Below are 15,002 nucleotides of genomic sequence, written 5' to 3'. Positions count from 1 at the left end.
GTGGGGCGCCCCCCCCCCGCCCCCCCCGCCGCCCCGCCCCCCCCCCCCCCCCGTGTGGGGGGGGGGCCGCCCGCGGGCCGCGCCCGGGCCCGGCCCCCCCCCCCGCCGCCGCCCGCCGGCGCCGACCGGCTGCGCACAACAGGAACCCGCTCGAACCGCTGCATGGCGCGGTTCGAGCGGGTTCTCGTTGTGCTGCGCCAGTCGGAACCGGCCCTCCTGCACGACAGGGGTCGGCCAGGAGGCTGTCCACAGCAAGCAGGACGAGCCGCGCGGGCACCGTGGTGCTGCCGGAAGCTGCCGACATGCAACGACTGGAGATCATCAGGGGCGGGAGCGCCGACCCCACCGGCCGGCGGGGCAGGGACCTCGCGGCAGCGGCGGATCGGGGCGCGCTCGTCCGGCTCGCACCCGGCAGGTTCGTCGACGCCGATCGCTGGCGGGCGGCGGATGCACGGGTTCGGCACCTCGCTCGGATCGACGCGATCGACGAGCTGGTCGCTCCGCGCCTGGTCGTCTCGCACGTGTCCGCCCTCGCACTGCACGGGCTGCCCTGGAGCGGCGAGTTCCCCGAGGTCGTCGACGTGATCGACCCCGAGCGCGAGACGTCCCAGTCCCTCCGGCTGCTGCGGAAGCACCCCGGGAAGGGGCGGGTGATGCGCTTCGCCCGGGCGGTGTCGGGGCGGAGAGTGTCGGACCTGTCCGACACTGTCATCGACATCGCGCTGACGCAGGAGCTCCGGCGCTCCGTGCCCGTCCTCGACGTCGCGCTCCACCGCGGTGTCGACCGAGCGGCACTCCGCGCACGGCTCGATGCCTCGAGCGCCGTGCACGGCCGCGATCGGGCGCGGTTCGCGATCGACTTCGCCGACGCCCGCAGCGGATCGGTGGGGGAGTCGATCGCCCGGGTGGCGCTCGACGAACTCGGAGCGCCGCGGCCGGAACTGCAGGCGGAGTTCCGCGACGCCGCCGGCTACGTGGCGCGGGTCGACTTCTGGTTCCCCGACCACGGCGTCGTCCTCGAGTTCGACGGTGCGGCCAAGTACCGGGACCCGGCGATGCGCGCGGCCGGCCTCACCGCCGAGGACGTCCTCCTCCAAGAGAAGCGCCGCGAGGACCGACTCCGCCGGGTGCCGGACGTCCGTCAGGTCGGCCGCTTCGGCTGGCCCGAGACGCAGGACACGGCTCGGCTCCTTGCGCTGCTGCTGGGGACGGGCCTCCCGCTCGAGCCCCGGCGCTACCGCCGGATCCGCTGACACCGGCCGGCGTCAGCTGGCGTCGCACAACGGAAACCGCCCCAAACCACGGGAAGCCGTGGTTCGGGGCGGTTGCTGTTGTGCGGAGCCGATCGGCGCCGGGCGCCGGGCGCCGGGCGCCGGGCGCGGCGCCAGGCGCGCCGGCCGCCCTACGCGAGCTCGAGCAGGACGTGGCCGGACGAGACGGTCTGGCCGACGGGGGCGTTCAGCCCCGTGACGACGCCGTCCTTGTGCGCCTGGACGGGCTGCTCCATCTTCATGGCCTCGAGGACGACGAGCAGGTCGCCCTTCACGACGGTGTCACCCTCGGCGACCGCGAGCTTCACCACGGTGGCCTGCATGGGCGATGCGACCGAGGAGCCCGAGGCAGCACGGCCGCCCTTGACGCCGGAGGACCGACGCTTCGGCGGAGCAGACGGCCCGGCCGGGCGGCGGGCTCCCGCGGCACCACCACCGACGACGGCGGGCATGGTCACCTCGATGCGCTTGCCCTGGACCTCGACCACGACGGTGTCGCGGGACGCCGGGGCCGGCAGTTCCTCGGGGGAACCGCTCCAGGCCGGGATGTCGTTGACGAAGTCGGTCTCGATCCACTGCGTGTAGATGCTGAACGGCTGGTCGTCGGACGTGGCGAACGCGGGGTCCGCGACGACCGCGCGGTGGAACGGGATGACGGTCGGCAGGCCGGCGACCTCGAACTCGGCGAGGGCACGGCGCGAACGCTCGAGCGCCTCTTCGCGGGTCGAGCCGGTGACGATGAGCTTCGCGAGCATCGAGTCGAACGAGCCGGAGACGACGTCACCGGAGACCACGCCGGAGTCGACGCGGACACCCGGACCGGACGGCGCGTTGAAGACGTGCACGGGGCCCGGCGCGGGGAAGAAGTTGCGGCCCGGGTCCTCGCCGTTGATGCGGAACTCGAACGAGTGGCCGCGCGGGGTCGGGTCCGCGTAGTCGAGCGTGCCGCCCTCGGCGATGCGGAACTGCTCGCGCACCAGGTCGATGCCGGTGACCTCTTCGGAGACGCAGTGCTCGACCTGCAGACGCGTGTTGACCTCGAGGAACGAGACCGTGCCGTCGGCGCCGATGAGGAACTCGCAGGTGCCGGCGCCGACGTAGCCGACCTCGCGGAGGATCGCCTTGGACGACTCGTAGAGCAGCGTCTGCTGCGCCTCGGTCAGGTACGGCGCGGGTGCCTCTTCGACGAGCTTCTGGTGGCGGCGCTGCAGCGAGCAGTCACGCGTCGAGACGACGACGACGTTGCCGTGCTCGTCGGCGAGGCACTGGGTCTCGACGTGCCGCGGCTTGTCGAGGTACTTCTCGACGAAGCACTCGCCACGCCCGAACGCGGCGATGGCCTCGCGCGTGGCGGACTCGAACAGCTCCTCGACCTGGTCGCGCGAGCGCACGACCTTGAGCCCACGACCACCGCCACCGAAGGCGGCCTTGATCGCGACGGGCAGCCCGACCTGGTCGACGAAGTCGATGACCTCGGACACGTCCTGCACCGGCTCGATGGTGCCGGGGGCGAGCGGCGCGCCGACCTTCTCGGCCACGTGCCGCGCGGAGACCTTGTCGCCGAGGCGCTCGATCGAGTCGGGCGACGGGCCGATCCAGGTCAGCCCGGCGTCGATGACGGCGCGGGCGAAGTCGGCGTTCTCGGCGAGGAAGCCGTACCCGGGGTGCACGGCGTCAGCGCCGGACCGTCGGGCGACGGAGATGATCTTCTCGATGACCAGGTAGGTGTCGGCGCTCGTGGTGCCGTTCAGCGCGTAGGCCTCGTCGGCGAGGCGGGCGTGCTGGGCGTCACGGTCCTGGTCGGCGTAGACCGCCACCGAGGCCTTGCCCGCGTCGCGGGCCGCTCGGATGATGCGGACGGCGATCTCGCCGCGGTTCGCGATGAGGACCTTGCTGATGCGGGGCATGGAACATCAGCGTATTCGTGTGCCGAGGTCCTGTTTTGACCGCCGTCCACAAGAAACAGCGTGGGCAGCAGGTGGATGTCTACAGCGAGCGGGCCCGACTACTGCGCCCAGAGGTCGTGCCAGGCGATGCCGAACCCCCGCAGCAGCATCGAGCGGAGCACTGGCAGCGAGAGACCGACGACGGCCGAGGGAGCGCCGTCGATGCGGGTGATGAAGGCCGCGGCGCGCCCGTCGATCGTGAACGCGCCGGCCACCTCGAGCGGCTCGCCGGTCGCGACGTACGCGTCGATCTCGGCCGGCGTCATGTCGTCGGCGAACGTCAGCACCGCGCTGTCCACCGCGACCACCCGGTCGCCGTCCACGACGAGTGCCGACCCGACGGGCGCGACGGGGCCGAGTGCGAGCGCGCCCACGGGACGGACGGGAGGCTCGTTTCCGGCCCGCACCGCGCCTCCCGTCCCCGGGGCGGTCGCCTCTGCGACGGAGCGGGCGACGGAGCGGGCGCCGGCGCGACCGTCGATGACGCGCCGGTCGATGACGCAGTGTCCGCTCCACAGCGTGCCGCCGCCCGCGGCGAGCATCTGCCGCCACCGCTGCCGGGCGACCTCGGGGTCGTGGGGCTTGCCGTAGAGGACGCCGTCCACCTCGAAGGCCGAGTCGCCGCCGAAGACGATGCCGTCGAGGCCGGAGCCGTCAGCAAGCTCGACGAGGCCGTCCGCGACGGCCGTCGCCTTCGCCACCGCCAGCAGCGCCACGAGCTCCGGACCGGTCAGTTCGCGACCCAGACGGTCCCGCTCGGCGGCCGCCGCAGCGTCCTCGTCGACCCCCGGCGAGACGAGCACCGGCTCGATCCCGGACTGCGCCAACAGGGCGCGACGGGCGGGGGAGGTGCTCGCGAGGTACAGACGCATGGGAACATCGAACCATGGGTGAATCCGTCGGCACACTGCTCGAACTCGACGTCACCGGGATCGCCCACGGCGGCATCTCGGTGGCACGGCACGAGGGGCGCGTGGTGTTCGTCACGGACGCGATCCCCGGGGAGCGGGTCGTGGCCCGGGTCACGGAGGACCGGAAGAAGTCGTTCTGGCGTGCCGACACCGTGCAGGTCCTCGAACCGAGCGAACACCGGGTGGACCACGTCTGGCCCGAGGCCGGCCTCGACCGCGACCCCGCGGTCCGTCCGGGTGGCGCCGAGTTCGGGCACATCGCCCTGGCCCACCAGCGGACCCTCAAGCGTGACGTCCTCGTCGACTCGTTCTCCCGCTTCGGCCGGATCGACCTGGACGCCGTCCTCGGCGCGCCGGTCGTGGTCGAGGCCGCGCCCGGCGACGACGAGGCGAACGGCCTCGGCTGGCGCACCCGGATCCGCCTGCACGTCGACGCCGACGGCACGCCCGGACCGTTCGCCGCGCGGTCGCACACCGTCGTCCCGGTCACCTCGCTGCCGCTGGCCACCGCGACCGTGCAGGGCTCGGCACCGCTCGGTCGCGGTTCGATGCCCGGCGCCGAGGTCGTCGACGTCCTCAGCCCGAGCGGCTCCGGCGGCGCCCGACTGGTCATCGACGCGCAGCGCCCCACCGTCGTGCAGGAGGTCGTCGGCGAGCGGACGTTCGCGGTCGACGACGACGGCTTCTGGCAGGTGCACCGGCAGGCGCCGGCCGTCCTCACCGCGGCCGTGCAGGACCTGGTCGACCGTGACCGGCTCGACCCGGAGGGCCAGCACCTGGACCTCTACGGTGGCGTCGGACTGCTCGCCGCCGCCCTCGCCGACGTCGTCGGGCCCCGCGCCCGCGTGACGAGCGTCGAGAGCGCGACCCGCGCGACCGAGCACGCGCTCGAGAACCTGTCCGAGTGGATCGGCGCGCGTGCCGAGACCGGCCGTGTCGACCGGTGGTTGTCCCGCACGGTCGAGTCGGCCTCCCGTCCGGAGCGCGACCGTTTCCGGGCCGGCACGATCGTGCTCGACCCGCCGCGTTCCGGGGCCGGGCGCGAGGTCGTCGTGTCGATCGCGGCACTGCAGCCGGCGCAGGTCGTCTACGTGGCCTGCGACCCCGTCGCCCTGGCCCGCGACGTCGCGACGTTCGCCGACCTCGGGTACCGCCTGGAGGCCCTCCGCGCCTTCGACCTGTTCCCGCACACCCACCACCTGGAGGCCGTGGCACGGCTGGTGCCGGTCGCCTGAGCTCCGGCGGGTGGTCGCCCCCGTCGGGTTCCGCAGCGGGGTACGAAGCTGAGGCTGACCTGGGTATCCTGGGTGACGACGGCAACCGGGATCAGGGCCCGGTGCGTCGTCGGAACGAGAGGCAACCGTGGGAGACACCACCAGCACATCGACCGGCACGACAGGGACTGCCGGTCTCGAGACCCGGCCGGTCCGGGTCGCCATCGTCGACGACCACGAGTCCGTCCGACTGGGGATCCAGGCCGCCTGTCAGAACGAGGGGTTCGAGGTGGTCCTCACCGCCGCGAGCGTCCCGGAGTACATCGCCCAGCTCGGTGGGCGTGAGGTCGACGTGGTCGTCCTCGACCTGTCGTTGGGCGACGGCTCGACCGTGACCGAGAACGTCAAGGGCGTGCAGGGCACCGGCTCGGCTGTCCTCGTGCACAGCATCGCCGACCGGGTCGCGAACGTCCGGGAGGCACTGGCGGCGGGGGCTGCCGGCGTCATCCCGAAGTCGTCCGCGACGAAGACCGTGATGGCCGCCGTCGCGACCGTGGCGCGGGGCGACGTGCTCAACAACCTCGAGTGGGCGAGCGCCATCGACGCCGACCGGGACTTCGCGAAGGCCCAGCTCGGGCGCCGCGAACGCGAGATCCTGCACCTGTACGCATCGGGTCTGCCGCTGAAGCTCGCGGCCCAGCAGCTCGGCATCGGGTACTCGACCGCTCGTGAGTACCTGGACCGCATCCGCGTGAAGTACGTCGAGGTGGGTCGCCCCGCCCCGACCAAGGTCGACCTGCTGCGGCGCGCCGTCGAGGACGGGATCCTGCCGGGCCTCGACTCGGGCATCGACCCCGACGGCGATGGTCGCTGAGGAACTGCGCGTCGGACGGTCCTCGTGACCACTGACGCAGCGCCGGACGCCGGGCCCGCAGCGGCCCGGCGTCCGGCGGCCCCGGGCGGAGGCCCGGGCCACGTCCGGGGCGCCGGCTGGGCCGACCCGTCGCGGTCGGTCCGAGCCACGATCACGCAGGCGTCGCTCGACCGGGCCTTCACGATCCTGATGGCGATCGCCGCGATCGGGTTCGGCGCGGTGAACGTCCCCGGGCTCATCAAGCAGCTGCCGTACCTCGACGCGTTCTGGGCTCCGGCAGCGGCGATCACCATGGCGCTCTCGCTCGTCGCGGTGGGGATCTCGGCGGTCGCACAGCGGTGGTCGCAGGCGGCACAGGCCGTCTGCGCGCTGCTGTTCCTCGTCGCGCTGCTGACCTTCCCGCTGACGGTCCACGACGGACTGCCGGGTGACCAGGTCCCGTGGCCGTGGTGGCTCTGCAACGTCGGGACGATCGCCGCCTCGCTGAGCTTCGCCACGTGGCGTGCGGCGGTCTACAACGCCCTCGTGCCGATCATCTACGTCGTGCTGCGGCTCTCGCCGGCCGGCGGCGGGGTGAGCCTGCAGCGGGCGTTCCTCGACGGTGCCTACACCGCGGTGCTCGGCATCGCGGCGCTGGTCCTCATCGTGGTGCTCCGCCGGGCCGCAGCTGCGGTCGACGCCGCCCAGGCCACCGCGGTCCGCCGGTACTCGCGGGCCATCCGCGAGCACGCGACCGAGGTCGAACGGGTCCAGGTGGACGCCATCGTGCACGACAGCGTGCTGACGACGCTGCTGTCCGCCGCCCGTGCGGACACCCCGGACGCGAAGACCCTCGCCGCCCGGATGGCACGGAACGCCATCGACCACCTCGCCGCCGCGGCCGCCGACGGCCCGGGGGAGGACCAGGTGGTGCCGTTCGACGTCCTGCGGGACCGGATCGTCGCCTCCGTCACGTCCCTCGGCGCGCCCGTCGAGGTCCGGAGCGCCCCCGTGACGGGCCCGGGACTGCCGTTCTCCGCCGCGGACGCCATCGCCTCGGCCGCGCTCCAGGCCGCCGTGAACAGCGTCCAGCACGCCGGCGACGACGTCTCGCGGTGGCTCACGATCGTCGTGGACGGATCGAGCGTCCAGGTGGAGGTCGCCGACGACGGCGCCGGTTTCGACGCGCACGCGGTGCCGGCCGAGCGCCTCGGGGTCCGCCGCTCGATCATCGAGCGGATGGCCGCCGCCGAGGGCGAAGCCGACCTGCGGACCGCCCCCGGCTCCGGGACCCGCATCGTGCTCCGCTGGCCGGCACTCGGCTCCGAGGACCGCGACGTCGTCCGGCCCGAGATCGGGACCGGCTCCGGAGAGCCCGAGGCGCACGCATGAGGGCCTCGATCCCCGCGGGCGTCGCGACCGGACTCGCCGCGCTCTTCTCCCTGCTGCACCTGGTCCTCGCGGTCACGACGCTGCCCGGCGCGCCGTCGAAGGCCGCGCCGGTCATCGCCTGCATGGTCCTCTACGCCGCGGCGACCGCCCTCGCGCTGTTCGTGCGCGGTCCGGTGCTGCCCGTGTGGGTCGCCTGGTTCGCGCTCGCCACGGCCGTCGTGATGCCCATCGTCTGCTCGACCGTCGTCGACCTCCGGGTCGCGCCGACCTACGCCACGTGGTGGATCGCCGCCGTCGGCACGCTGATGGTCGTGTTGGCCGTCCGCCAACGCGGACGCTTCGCCTGGGTCGGCGTCGCCTTCTGCACGGTCCACTCGGTGAGCTGGGCCGGCCTGGAGGCACTGGGCGAGTTGGGTGCGCTCGGCAACGTGATCTGGTTGTCGGTCGCCACCGGGTTCGCGATCGCGATGAGCCACGCCACCCGGATCACCCGCGACTTCGTCCGGGCCGAGCAGGAGACCGTGGACTGGCAGGCGGCGCAGGACGCGCACGTGTCCGAGCGGCAGGTCCGGCTCGGACAGACGACCCGGATGGCGCGGCCGATGCTCCAGCGCATCATCGACACCTGCGGCGGTCTGAGCGACGACGAGCGTGCCGAGAGCCTGCACCTGGAGCAGGCGATCCGCGACGAGATCCGCGGCCGCTCCCTGCTGTCCGACGACGTCCGCGCCGAGGTGATGCGCCTCCGTCGTCGGGGTGCGGTCGTGCAGCTGCACGACGACGGCGGGCTGGACGACCTGGAGACGGTGGAGCAGGAGCGCGTGCACGCCGAACTCGCCGAGGCGCTGCGTCGTGCGTACGAGGCGGACGCCGACAACGTGATCGTCCGGACGGTGCCGGACAACGCCGACGCCGCGGTCACCGTGGTGGGGCTGCGGCTGGACGCGGCCGAGAGCGAGTCCGCGGCACTCGGGACTGCGGATGAGGACGACGACGACGGCGAGGACGACTCCGTCGCGCTGTGGCTCGAGATCGACCGGTACGCGGCCCGCGCCTGAGCGCCGTCGGGAGCACGGCCCGAGACGAGCACCGCCCGAGATGAGTACAGCCCCGGAAACGGGGAACGGGCCGGTCGGAGCTACCGACCGGCCCGTTCTCAACCCGAGTCAGAGCGACAACCCGAATATCGCCCTGACTCGTCACGGTGGTGGCTTCGTACCCTAGTCGGCCACCGACCGGCGATGCACTTCAACGAAGAACACCGAACACAGACAATGATGCCAACAGCACCGGGGGGTGTCAGTCGTCATTTCGGGGGACAATTCCGCCGATCTGCGACAGTTCTCCGGCTGCACGACCCCCGAGCGAGGGGAGACCGAACGGTGCGTCCGCCCGATGGCGACGTCGACACCGGTCGGTATCGAACGGGGTACAGCGGCCTGACATGGCCGGGCGGGTGCCGGACCGGTACCGAGGCGGTACCGGAACGCGGCGTCGCGAGCAGCTCAGGTCAGCGGAGTGACCGGCTCCAGGCACCCTGCTGGAGCGGCTCGCGCATGCCCCGAGCCGACCGGGTCCAACCGTCCCGGGGTGACGTCTCCGCCTGGGCCCGGCCGGCCGCTGCGGCCTCGTCGGCCTGACGCTGGAGCACCGCGATGACGGCTGCCAGTTCCTCCGGCGACGGGTGGCCGCCGACGACGCGGACGTCCGCGACCGACGCGGGGGCGTCGGCCGGGACGGCGGCAGCGTGACGGGGGCTCACAGCGGGATGTTCCCGTGCTTCTTCGGCGGCAGGCTGGCGCGCTTGCCGCGGAGCGCCCGGAGGGCCTTGATGACCGACACGCGGGTGGCGTGCGGCTGGATGATCCCGTCGAGCTCCCCGCGCTCGGCCGCCAGGTACGGCGACGCGACGTTGTAGGTGTACTCGTTCGCGAGCTTCGTGCGGACCGCGGCGACGTCCTCACCGGCCTCTTCGGCACGCTTGATCTCGCTGCGGTACAGGATGTTGACCGCACCCTGGCCGCCCATGACCGCGATCTCCGCCGTCGGCCAGGCCAGGTTGATGTCGGCACCGAGCTGCTTCGAGCCCATCACGATGTACGCGCCGCCGTAGGCCTTGCGGGTGATGACGGTGACGAGGGGCACGGTGGCCTCGGCGTAGGCGTAGAGGAGCTTCGCGCCACGGCGGATGACGCCGGTCCACTCCTGGTCGGTGCCCGGCAGGTAGCCCGGGACGTCGACCAGGGTCAGGATCGGGATGCCGAACGCGTCGCAGAACCGGACGAAGCGTGCGGCCTTCTCGCCGGCGTCGATGTTCAGCGTGCCGGCCATCGCCTGCGGCTGGTTCGCGATGATGCCGACCGTCCGGCCCTCGACCCGCCCGAAGCCGATCAGGATGTTCGGCGCGAAGAGCGGCTGCACCTCGAGGAACTCGCCGTCGTCGACGACGTGTTCGATGACCTGCGTGACGTCGTAGGGCTGGTTCGTGGAGTCCGGGATCACGACGTCGAGCTCACGGTCGGCGTCGGTCGTCTCGAGCTCGGGGGCGACGTCGTAGGCCGGGGCGTCGGACAGGTTGTTGTCCGGCAGGAACCCGATCAGCGACCGGGCGTAGTCGAGCGCGTCGGACTCGTCCTCGGCCAACCAGTGCGCGACACCGGAGACGGCGTTGTGCGTGTGGGCACCGCCGAGCTCCTCGAAGCCGACGTCCTCGCCGGTGACGGTCTTGATGACGTCCGGCCCGGTGACGAACATGTGGCTGGTCTTGTCGACCATGATCACGAAGTCGGTGAGGGCGGGGGAGTACACCGCGCCGCCGGCGGCCGGGCCCATCACGATCGAGATCTGCGGGATGACCCCGGAGGCCGCGGTGTTGAGCCGGAAGATCTCGCCGTACTTGCCGAGGGCGACCACACCCTCCTGGATGCGGGCGCCACCGGAGTCGAGGATGCCGATGATCGGGACACCCGTCTTCAGCGCGTGCTCCATCACCTTGATGATCTTCTCGCCGGCGACCTCGCCGAGGGAGCCGCCGAAGACGGTGAAGTCCTGCGCGTAGACGGCGACCTGGCGGCCGTGGATCGTGCCGAAGCCGGTGACGACCGCGTCACCGTAAGGCCGCTTGGCGTCCATGCCGAAGGCGTGGGTGCGGTGCCGGACGAACTCGTCGAGCTCGACGAAGGAGTTCGGGTCGAGCAGCTGCTCGATCCGCTCGCGCGCCGTCGTCTTGCCCTTGGCGTGCTGCTTCGCGATCGCGGTCTCGCCTGCGGCGGTCACGGCTTCGTGGTAGCGCACGCGGAGGTCGTCGAGCCGGCCGGCGGTCGTCGAGAGATCGGGGGTGTCTCCTGTGGTCACCCGATCACCCTACCGGCGGTGCAGGACGGCCCCGTTGGAGGACCCCCACGGTTCCGGGCCGTAGGTTTGCGTGCATGTCCACACCGGTCACGCCCGACTTCGCCTCCGCCCGCGCCGCCGTCGAGGGCGCCGGAGCGACGATGACGGTGCTCCCGACGACCGGGTCGACGAACGCTGACCTGCTCCGCGACGCCTCGGACCGCGCCTCCGGCAGCGTCGTCGTGACGCTCGAGCAGACCGCCGGTCGCGGACGCCTCGACCGCTCCTGGGTGGCCCCGGCCGGCCAGACCCTGGCGGCCAGCGTGCTGGTGCGGGCGGACCTCGACCCGCGCGACCGGGGTTGGCTGCCGCTCGTCGCCGGCGCTGCGGTCCGCGACGCCGTCGCCGGCGCGCTCGACACCGCCCACGACCGCGTGCTCGTGAAGTGGCCGAACGACGTGCTCGTCGACGGCCGGAAGGTCAGCGGCGTGCTCTGCCAGGTCGCCGCCGACGGGTCGGTCGTCGTCGGGGTCGGTGTGAACCTCACCATCCCCGCCACGGACCTGCCGACCCCGACCGCGACCTCCCTGCTCGTCGCCGGGGCGACCGGACCGGCCACGGCACTCGCCGACACCGTCCTGGCGGGCTTCTGGACGGGCCTCCAGGAGGCCGTGGCCGGGCTGGTCGCCGGTGGTGCGGCTGCCGACGCGGTCCGCTCCCACGTGCGTGCCGTGTGCGGGACCGTCGGCCAGCGGGTCCGGCTCGAACTGCCGGACGGGTCCACCGTCGAGGCCGACGCGACCGGCGTCGACGACGACGGCCGCATCACGATCCGGGACCGGACCGGTGCCTCCAGGGGCGTCGCGGTGGGGGACGTCACCCACCTGCGCTATGCATGAGCCCATGACCGACGAGCCTGCCCCCGAGCTCGTCGTCGCCCGGCTCCGGCCACACGCCCGACGTCTCGTCCGGCCCGCGGTCTTCGTGGTCCTCGTCGCGGCCGCCGGCGGGTTCGGCTTCGGGGTGTTCCGCGCGGAACTCGCCTGGCTCAACGTCGTCGTCGCGGTCCTCGTCGTCGTGCTCGTGCTCGTCGGCGGGCTGGTGCCGCTGCTGCGGTGGATGTCCGAGCGGTACGTCGTGACCACCCGGCGACTCGTCGTCTCACACGGACTCGGCACCCGGACCCGGCGGGAGCTCCTGCACTCCCGCGGGTACGACGTCACCGTGCGGCGGCAGGGTGCCCAGGGGTTGTTCCGGTCCGGTGACGTGCTCGTCTTCCCCGGCGACGACCCGGCGCTCGTGCTCGCCGACGTGCCGCACGCGGACCTCGTCGTCGCCGTGCTGCACGACCTGGTCGAGGCGCACGAGGCCCGACGTCGACACCGCGAACCCGACTGGGACGACATCGTCCGGGGCACCGCACGACACGACCGCTGACGGCTCGGGCAGCCGCCGCTCCCGCCACACTGCGGAGAACCGCCGCGGTTCTTGCGGTTCACCGTCTCGTGGAGCCGGCGACGACCCGGTACCGTCGTCCCGTGCGTATCTCTGTCATCGGCTGCGGTTACCTCGGTGCCGTCCACGCCGCCTCCATGGCCAAGCTCGGACACGACGTCGTCGCGGTGGACGTCGACCCGGGGAAGATCGAACGACTCGCGGCGGGCGAAGCACCGTTCTTCGAGCCCGGTCTGCCCGAGATCCTGACCGAGGCCCTCGCCTCCGGCCGGATCCGGTTCACGACCGACATGGCCGAGGTCGCCGGCGCCCGCGTCCACTTCGTCGCGGTGGGCACGCCCCAGGGCCCGACCGGTGCGGCCGACCTGAAGTACGTCGACGCGGCCGTCGCCTCGCTCACCGAGCACCTGTCCGCCGGTGACTTCGTCGTCGGCAAGTCGACCGTTCCGGTGGGCACCGCGGCCCGCCTGGCCGCCGACGTCAGCGCGGCCGTCCCCGGTGCCACGCTGGTCTGGAACCCCGAGTTCCTCCGCGAGGGCTTCGCCGTGCAGGACACCATCGCGCCGGACCGCCTGGTCTACGGCGTGCCCGCCGGACCCGAGGGCGAAGCGGCCGTCGCGGCCCTCGACGAGGTCTACGCCGTCGCGCTCGCCGACGACACCCCCCGGCTCGTCGTCGACCTGGCCACCGCCGAACTCGTCAAGGTCAGCGCGAACGCCTTCCTGGCGACCAAGATCTCCTTCATCAACGCGATGGCCGAGATCGCGGAGGTCGTCGGTGCCGACGTCACCGCGCTCGCCGACGCCATCGGTCACGACGCCCGCATCGGCCGGAAGTTCCTCAACGCCGGCCTCGGGTTCGGCGGTGGCTGCCTGCCGAAGGACATCCGCGCGTTCCAGGCCCGTGCCGACGAGCTCGGCGTGGGGGAGTCGCTCGCGTTCCTCGCGGACATCGACGCGATCAACCTCCGCCGTCGTACCCACGTCGTCGAGCTCGCCACCCAGGCCCTCGGCGGCGACGTCGCCGGCAAGCGCGTCGCGGTCCTCGGGCTCGCGTTCAAGCCGAACTCCGACGACGTCCGTGACTCCCCGTCGCTCGACATCGCCGCACGCCTGCGTGAGCTCGGAGCCGAGGTCGCCGCGTACGACCCCGAGGCGATCGGCACCGCACGCCGACTGCACCCCGAGCTGGACTACGTCGAGTCCGCGACCGAGGCCGTCACCGGCGCGGACATCGTGCTCGTCCTCACCGAGTGGAACGAGTTCCGCGAACTCGACGCCACCACCGTCGCCGCTGCCGTCGCGAACCCGGTCGTCATCGACGGTCGCAACTGCCTGGACCGCGACGCCTGGCGTGCCGCGGGCTTCGCGTACCACGGCATGGGGCGCTGACCATGGCGCTGCGTGTCGGGGTCATCGGCGGCGGCCAGCTCGCACGGATGATGGTGCCCGCGGCGGTGGAACTCGGCCTCGACATCCGGGTCCTCGCCGAGGGGCCGGGCATGTCGGCGGCGATCGCCGCGACGGCCGAGGGCGACTACCACGACGCCGAGACCGTCCTGGCGTTCGCACGGGACGTCGACGTCGTGACCTTCGACCACGAGCACGTGCCGCAGGACGTCCTGGCCGCACTGGTCGACGCCGGCGTCGCGGTCCGCCCGGGCCCGGAGCCGCTCGCGGTCGCGCAGGACAAGATCACGATGCGCCGTCGGCTCAGCGAACTCGGACTGCCGGTGCCGGACTGGGCCGCCGTGCACGACGCGGACGAACTCCGCGCCTTCCTCGCCGAGCACGGCGGACGCGCGGTCGTGAAGACCCCGCGGGGCGGCTACGACGGCAAGGGCGTCCGCGTCGTCACCGACCCGGCCGACGTCGAGGACTGGTTCACCGCGGTGGCCGAGGTCGGCGGCGACCAGGCCCTCCTGGTCGAGGAACTCGTCGCCTTCACCCGCGAACTCGCGCAGTCCGTCGCGCGTCGGCCCTCCGGGGAGATCGTCGCCTGGCCGCTCGTCGAGACCACCCAGCGTGACGGGGTGTGCGCCGAGGTCATCGCCCCCGCACCCTCGAGCGCCGGTCGGATCGCCGACCTGGCCGAGGCGATCGCCGTGCGCGTCGCCGAGGAGCTCGGCGTCACCGGGGTGCTGGCGGTGGAGCTCTTCCAGACCGACGACGAGCGCATCCTCATCAACGAACTCGCGATGCGACCGCACAACACCGGGCACTGGTCCATCGACGGCTCGACCACGAGCCAGTTCGAGCAGCACCTGCGTGCCGTGCTGGACCTGCCGCTCGGCGCGACGGGTGCGACGGCCCCGGTCGCGGTGATGGTGAACGTGCTCGGCGGACCGGCCGACGGCGACCTGGCCGGGCGGTACCCGGCAGCGCTCGCGGCGTTCCCGGAAGCGAAGTACCACTTCTACGGCAAGGCGCCGCGCCCCGGTCGGAAGATCGGCCACGTCACCGTGACCGGCGACGACGTGGACGACGTGGTGTACCGCGCCCGGGCTGCGGCAGCGCACTTCGACGACTGACGTCCACTCGGTCCGGGTGCCACCTCGTCGGGTGGCACCCGGACTGGCGGGTGGTGCGCTGCGGGTGCGCGTGGTGCCATGGGGAGGCTGACCACGC

The 15,002-nt window shown here is 72.9% G+C and carries 13 protein-coding genes; 9 read left to right on the top strand and 4 right to left on the bottom strand.

The annotated features are described in order from the left end of the window. The first annotated feature begins 302 nt into the window (after positions 1-302). Entirely contained in the window at positions 303-1,253 is a 951-nt protein-coding gene (locus QCD68_RS01740) for a hypothetical protein (RefSeq protein ID WP_301221790.1), read from the top strand. A 149-nt stretch (positions 1,254-1,402) separates the two neighbouring features. Here QCD68_RS01740 and QCD68_RS01735 read toward each other — a convergent pair whose 3' ends face one another. Together QCD68_RS01735 and QCD68_RS01730 are read right to left on the bottom strand one after the other, a co-directional pair. Next, positions 1,403-3,178 (bottom strand): acetyl/propionyl/methylcrotonyl-CoA carboxylase subunit alpha, encoded by a 1,776-nt coding sequence (locus QCD68_RS01735; protein ID WP_301221789.1) that lies wholly within the window; start codon positions 3,176-3,178, stop codon positions 1,403-1,405. Between the two features lie 98 nt (positions 3,179-3,276). Beyond that, positions 3,277-4,089: a Maf family protein gene (locus QCD68_RS01730; protein WP_301221788.1), complete on the bottom strand. Its 813-nt coding sequence runs from the start codon at positions 4,087-4,089 to the stop codon at positions 3,277-3,279. 14 nt (positions 4,090-4,103) lie between these two features. On the opposite strand from QCD68_RS01730, the gene QCD68_RS01725 reads away from it, so the two are divergent. The 4 genes from QCD68_RS01725 (at position 4,104) to QCD68_RS01710 (ending at position 8,645) form a co-directional block, all read left to right on the top strand. Further along, on the top strand, positions 4,104-5,363 hold the full coding sequence (locus QCD68_RS01725; RefSeq protein WP_221849670.1) for a class I SAM-dependent RNA methyltransferase: 1,260 nt from the start codon (positions 4,104-4,106) through the stop codon (positions 5,361-5,363). Between the two features lie 127 nt (positions 5,364-5,490). After that, positions 5,491-6,216: a response regulator transcription factor gene (locus QCD68_RS01720; RefSeq protein ID WP_441005161.1), complete on the top strand. Its 726-nt coding sequence runs from the start codon at positions 5,491-5,493 to the stop codon at positions 6,214-6,216. 24 nt (positions 6,217-6,240) lie between these two features. Further along, entirely contained in the window at positions 6,241-7,587 is a 1,347-nt protein-coding gene (locus tag QCD68_RS01715) for a sensor histidine kinase (protein ID WP_301221787.1), read from the top strand. After that, positions 7,584-8,645 (top strand): hypothetical protein, encoded by a 1,062-nt coding sequence (locus tag QCD68_RS01710; RefSeq protein ID WP_290156827.1) that lies wholly within the window; start codon positions 7,584-7,586, stop codon positions 8,643-8,645. The genes QCD68_RS01715 and QCD68_RS01710 overlap by 4 nt, the downstream gene beginning before the upstream one ends. Before the next feature lie 452 nt (positions 8,646-9,097). Here QCD68_RS01710 and QCD68_RS01705 read toward each other — a convergent pair whose 3' ends face one another. Beyond that, the gene (locus tag QCD68_RS01705; RefSeq protein WP_301221786.1) at positions 9,098-9,349 is read right to left on the bottom strand and encodes an acyl-CoA carboxylase subunit epsilon; all 252 of its coding nucleotides are present in this window, start codon (positions 9,347-9,349) and stop codon (positions 9,098-9,100) included. Beyond that, a complete protein-coding gene (locus QCD68_RS01700; RefSeq protein ID WP_253463594.1) occupies positions 9,346-10,941 on the bottom strand; it encodes an acyl-CoA carboxylase subunit beta in 1,596 nt (531 codons plus the stop codon). Before QCD68_RS01700 ends, QCD68_RS01705 begins: the two co-directional genes overlap by 4 nt. Positions 10,942-11,015: 74 nt before the next feature. Between QCD68_RS01700 and QCD68_RS01695 the strand changes: the two genes are divergently transcribed. The 4 genes from QCD68_RS01695 to QCD68_RS01680 all read left to right on the top strand — a co-directional run bounded on the left by QCD68_RS01695 (position 11,016) and on the right by QCD68_RS01680 (position 14,905). After that, a complete protein-coding gene (locus QCD68_RS01695; protein ID WP_301221785.1) occupies positions 11,016-11,819 on the top strand; it encodes a biotin--[acetyl-CoA-carboxylase] ligase in 804 nt (267 codons plus the stop codon). 4 nt (positions 11,820-11,823) lie between these two features. Next, a complete protein-coding gene (locus QCD68_RS01690; protein WP_181439179.1) occupies positions 11,824-12,357 on the top strand; it encodes a PH domain-containing protein in 534 nt (177 codons plus the stop codon). Between the two features lie 101 nt (positions 12,358-12,458). Beyond that, a complete protein-coding gene (locus tag QCD68_RS01685) occupies positions 12,459-13,766 on the top strand; it encodes a UDP-glucose dehydrogenase family protein (RefSeq protein ID WP_301221784.1) in 1,308 nt (435 codons plus the stop codon). Between the two features lie 2 nt (positions 13,767-13,768). Continuing rightward, on the top strand, positions 13,769-14,905 hold the full coding sequence (locus tag QCD68_RS01680; RefSeq protein ID WP_301221783.1) for a 5-(carboxyamino)imidazole ribonucleotide synthase: 1,137 nt from the start codon (positions 13,769-13,771) through the stop codon (positions 14,903-14,905). Positions 14,906-15,002: the final 97 nt, after the last annotated feature.

Origin of the sequence: Curtobacterium sp. PsM8 (assembly GCF_030433875.1) — a bacterium.
Lineage (GTDB): Bacteria > Actinomycetota > Actinomycetes > Actinomycetales > Microbacteriaceae > Curtobacterium.
This window is presented reverse-complemented; position numbering and strand designations above follow the sequence as displayed.

Coding starts and splice junctions, on each gene's coding strand:
- QCD68_RS01740 (WP_301221790.1), top strand. CDS start 303: ATGCAACGACTGGAGATCATCAGGGGCGGGAGCGCCGACCCCACCGGC.
- QCD68_RS01735 (WP_301221789.1), bottom strand. CDS start 3,178: ATGCCCCGCATCAGCAAGGTCCTCATCGCGAACCGCGGCGAGATCGCC.
- QCD68_RS01730 (WP_301221788.1), bottom strand. CDS start 4,089: ATGCGTCTGTACCTCGCGAGCACCTCCCCCGCCCGTCGCGCCCTGTTG.
- QCD68_RS01725 (WP_221849670.1), top strand. CDS start 4,104: ATGGGTGAATCCGTCGGCACACTGCTCGAACTCGACGTCACCGGGATC.
- QCD68_RS01710 (WP_290156827.1), top strand. CDS start 7,584: ATGAGGGCCTCGATCCCCGCGGGCGTCGCGACCGGACTCGCCGCGCTC.
- QCD68_RS01695 (WP_301221785.1), top strand. CDS start 11,016: ATGTCCACACCGGTCACGCCCGACTTCGCCTCCGCCCGCGCCGCCGTC.
- QCD68_RS01690 (WP_181439179.1), top strand. CDS start 11,824: ATGACCGACGAGCCTGCCCCCGAGCTCGTCGTCGCCCGGCTCCGGCCA.
- QCD68_RS01680 (WP_301221783.1), top strand. CDS start 13,769: ATGGCGCTGCGTGTCGGGGTCATCGGCGGCGGCCAGCTCGCACGGATG.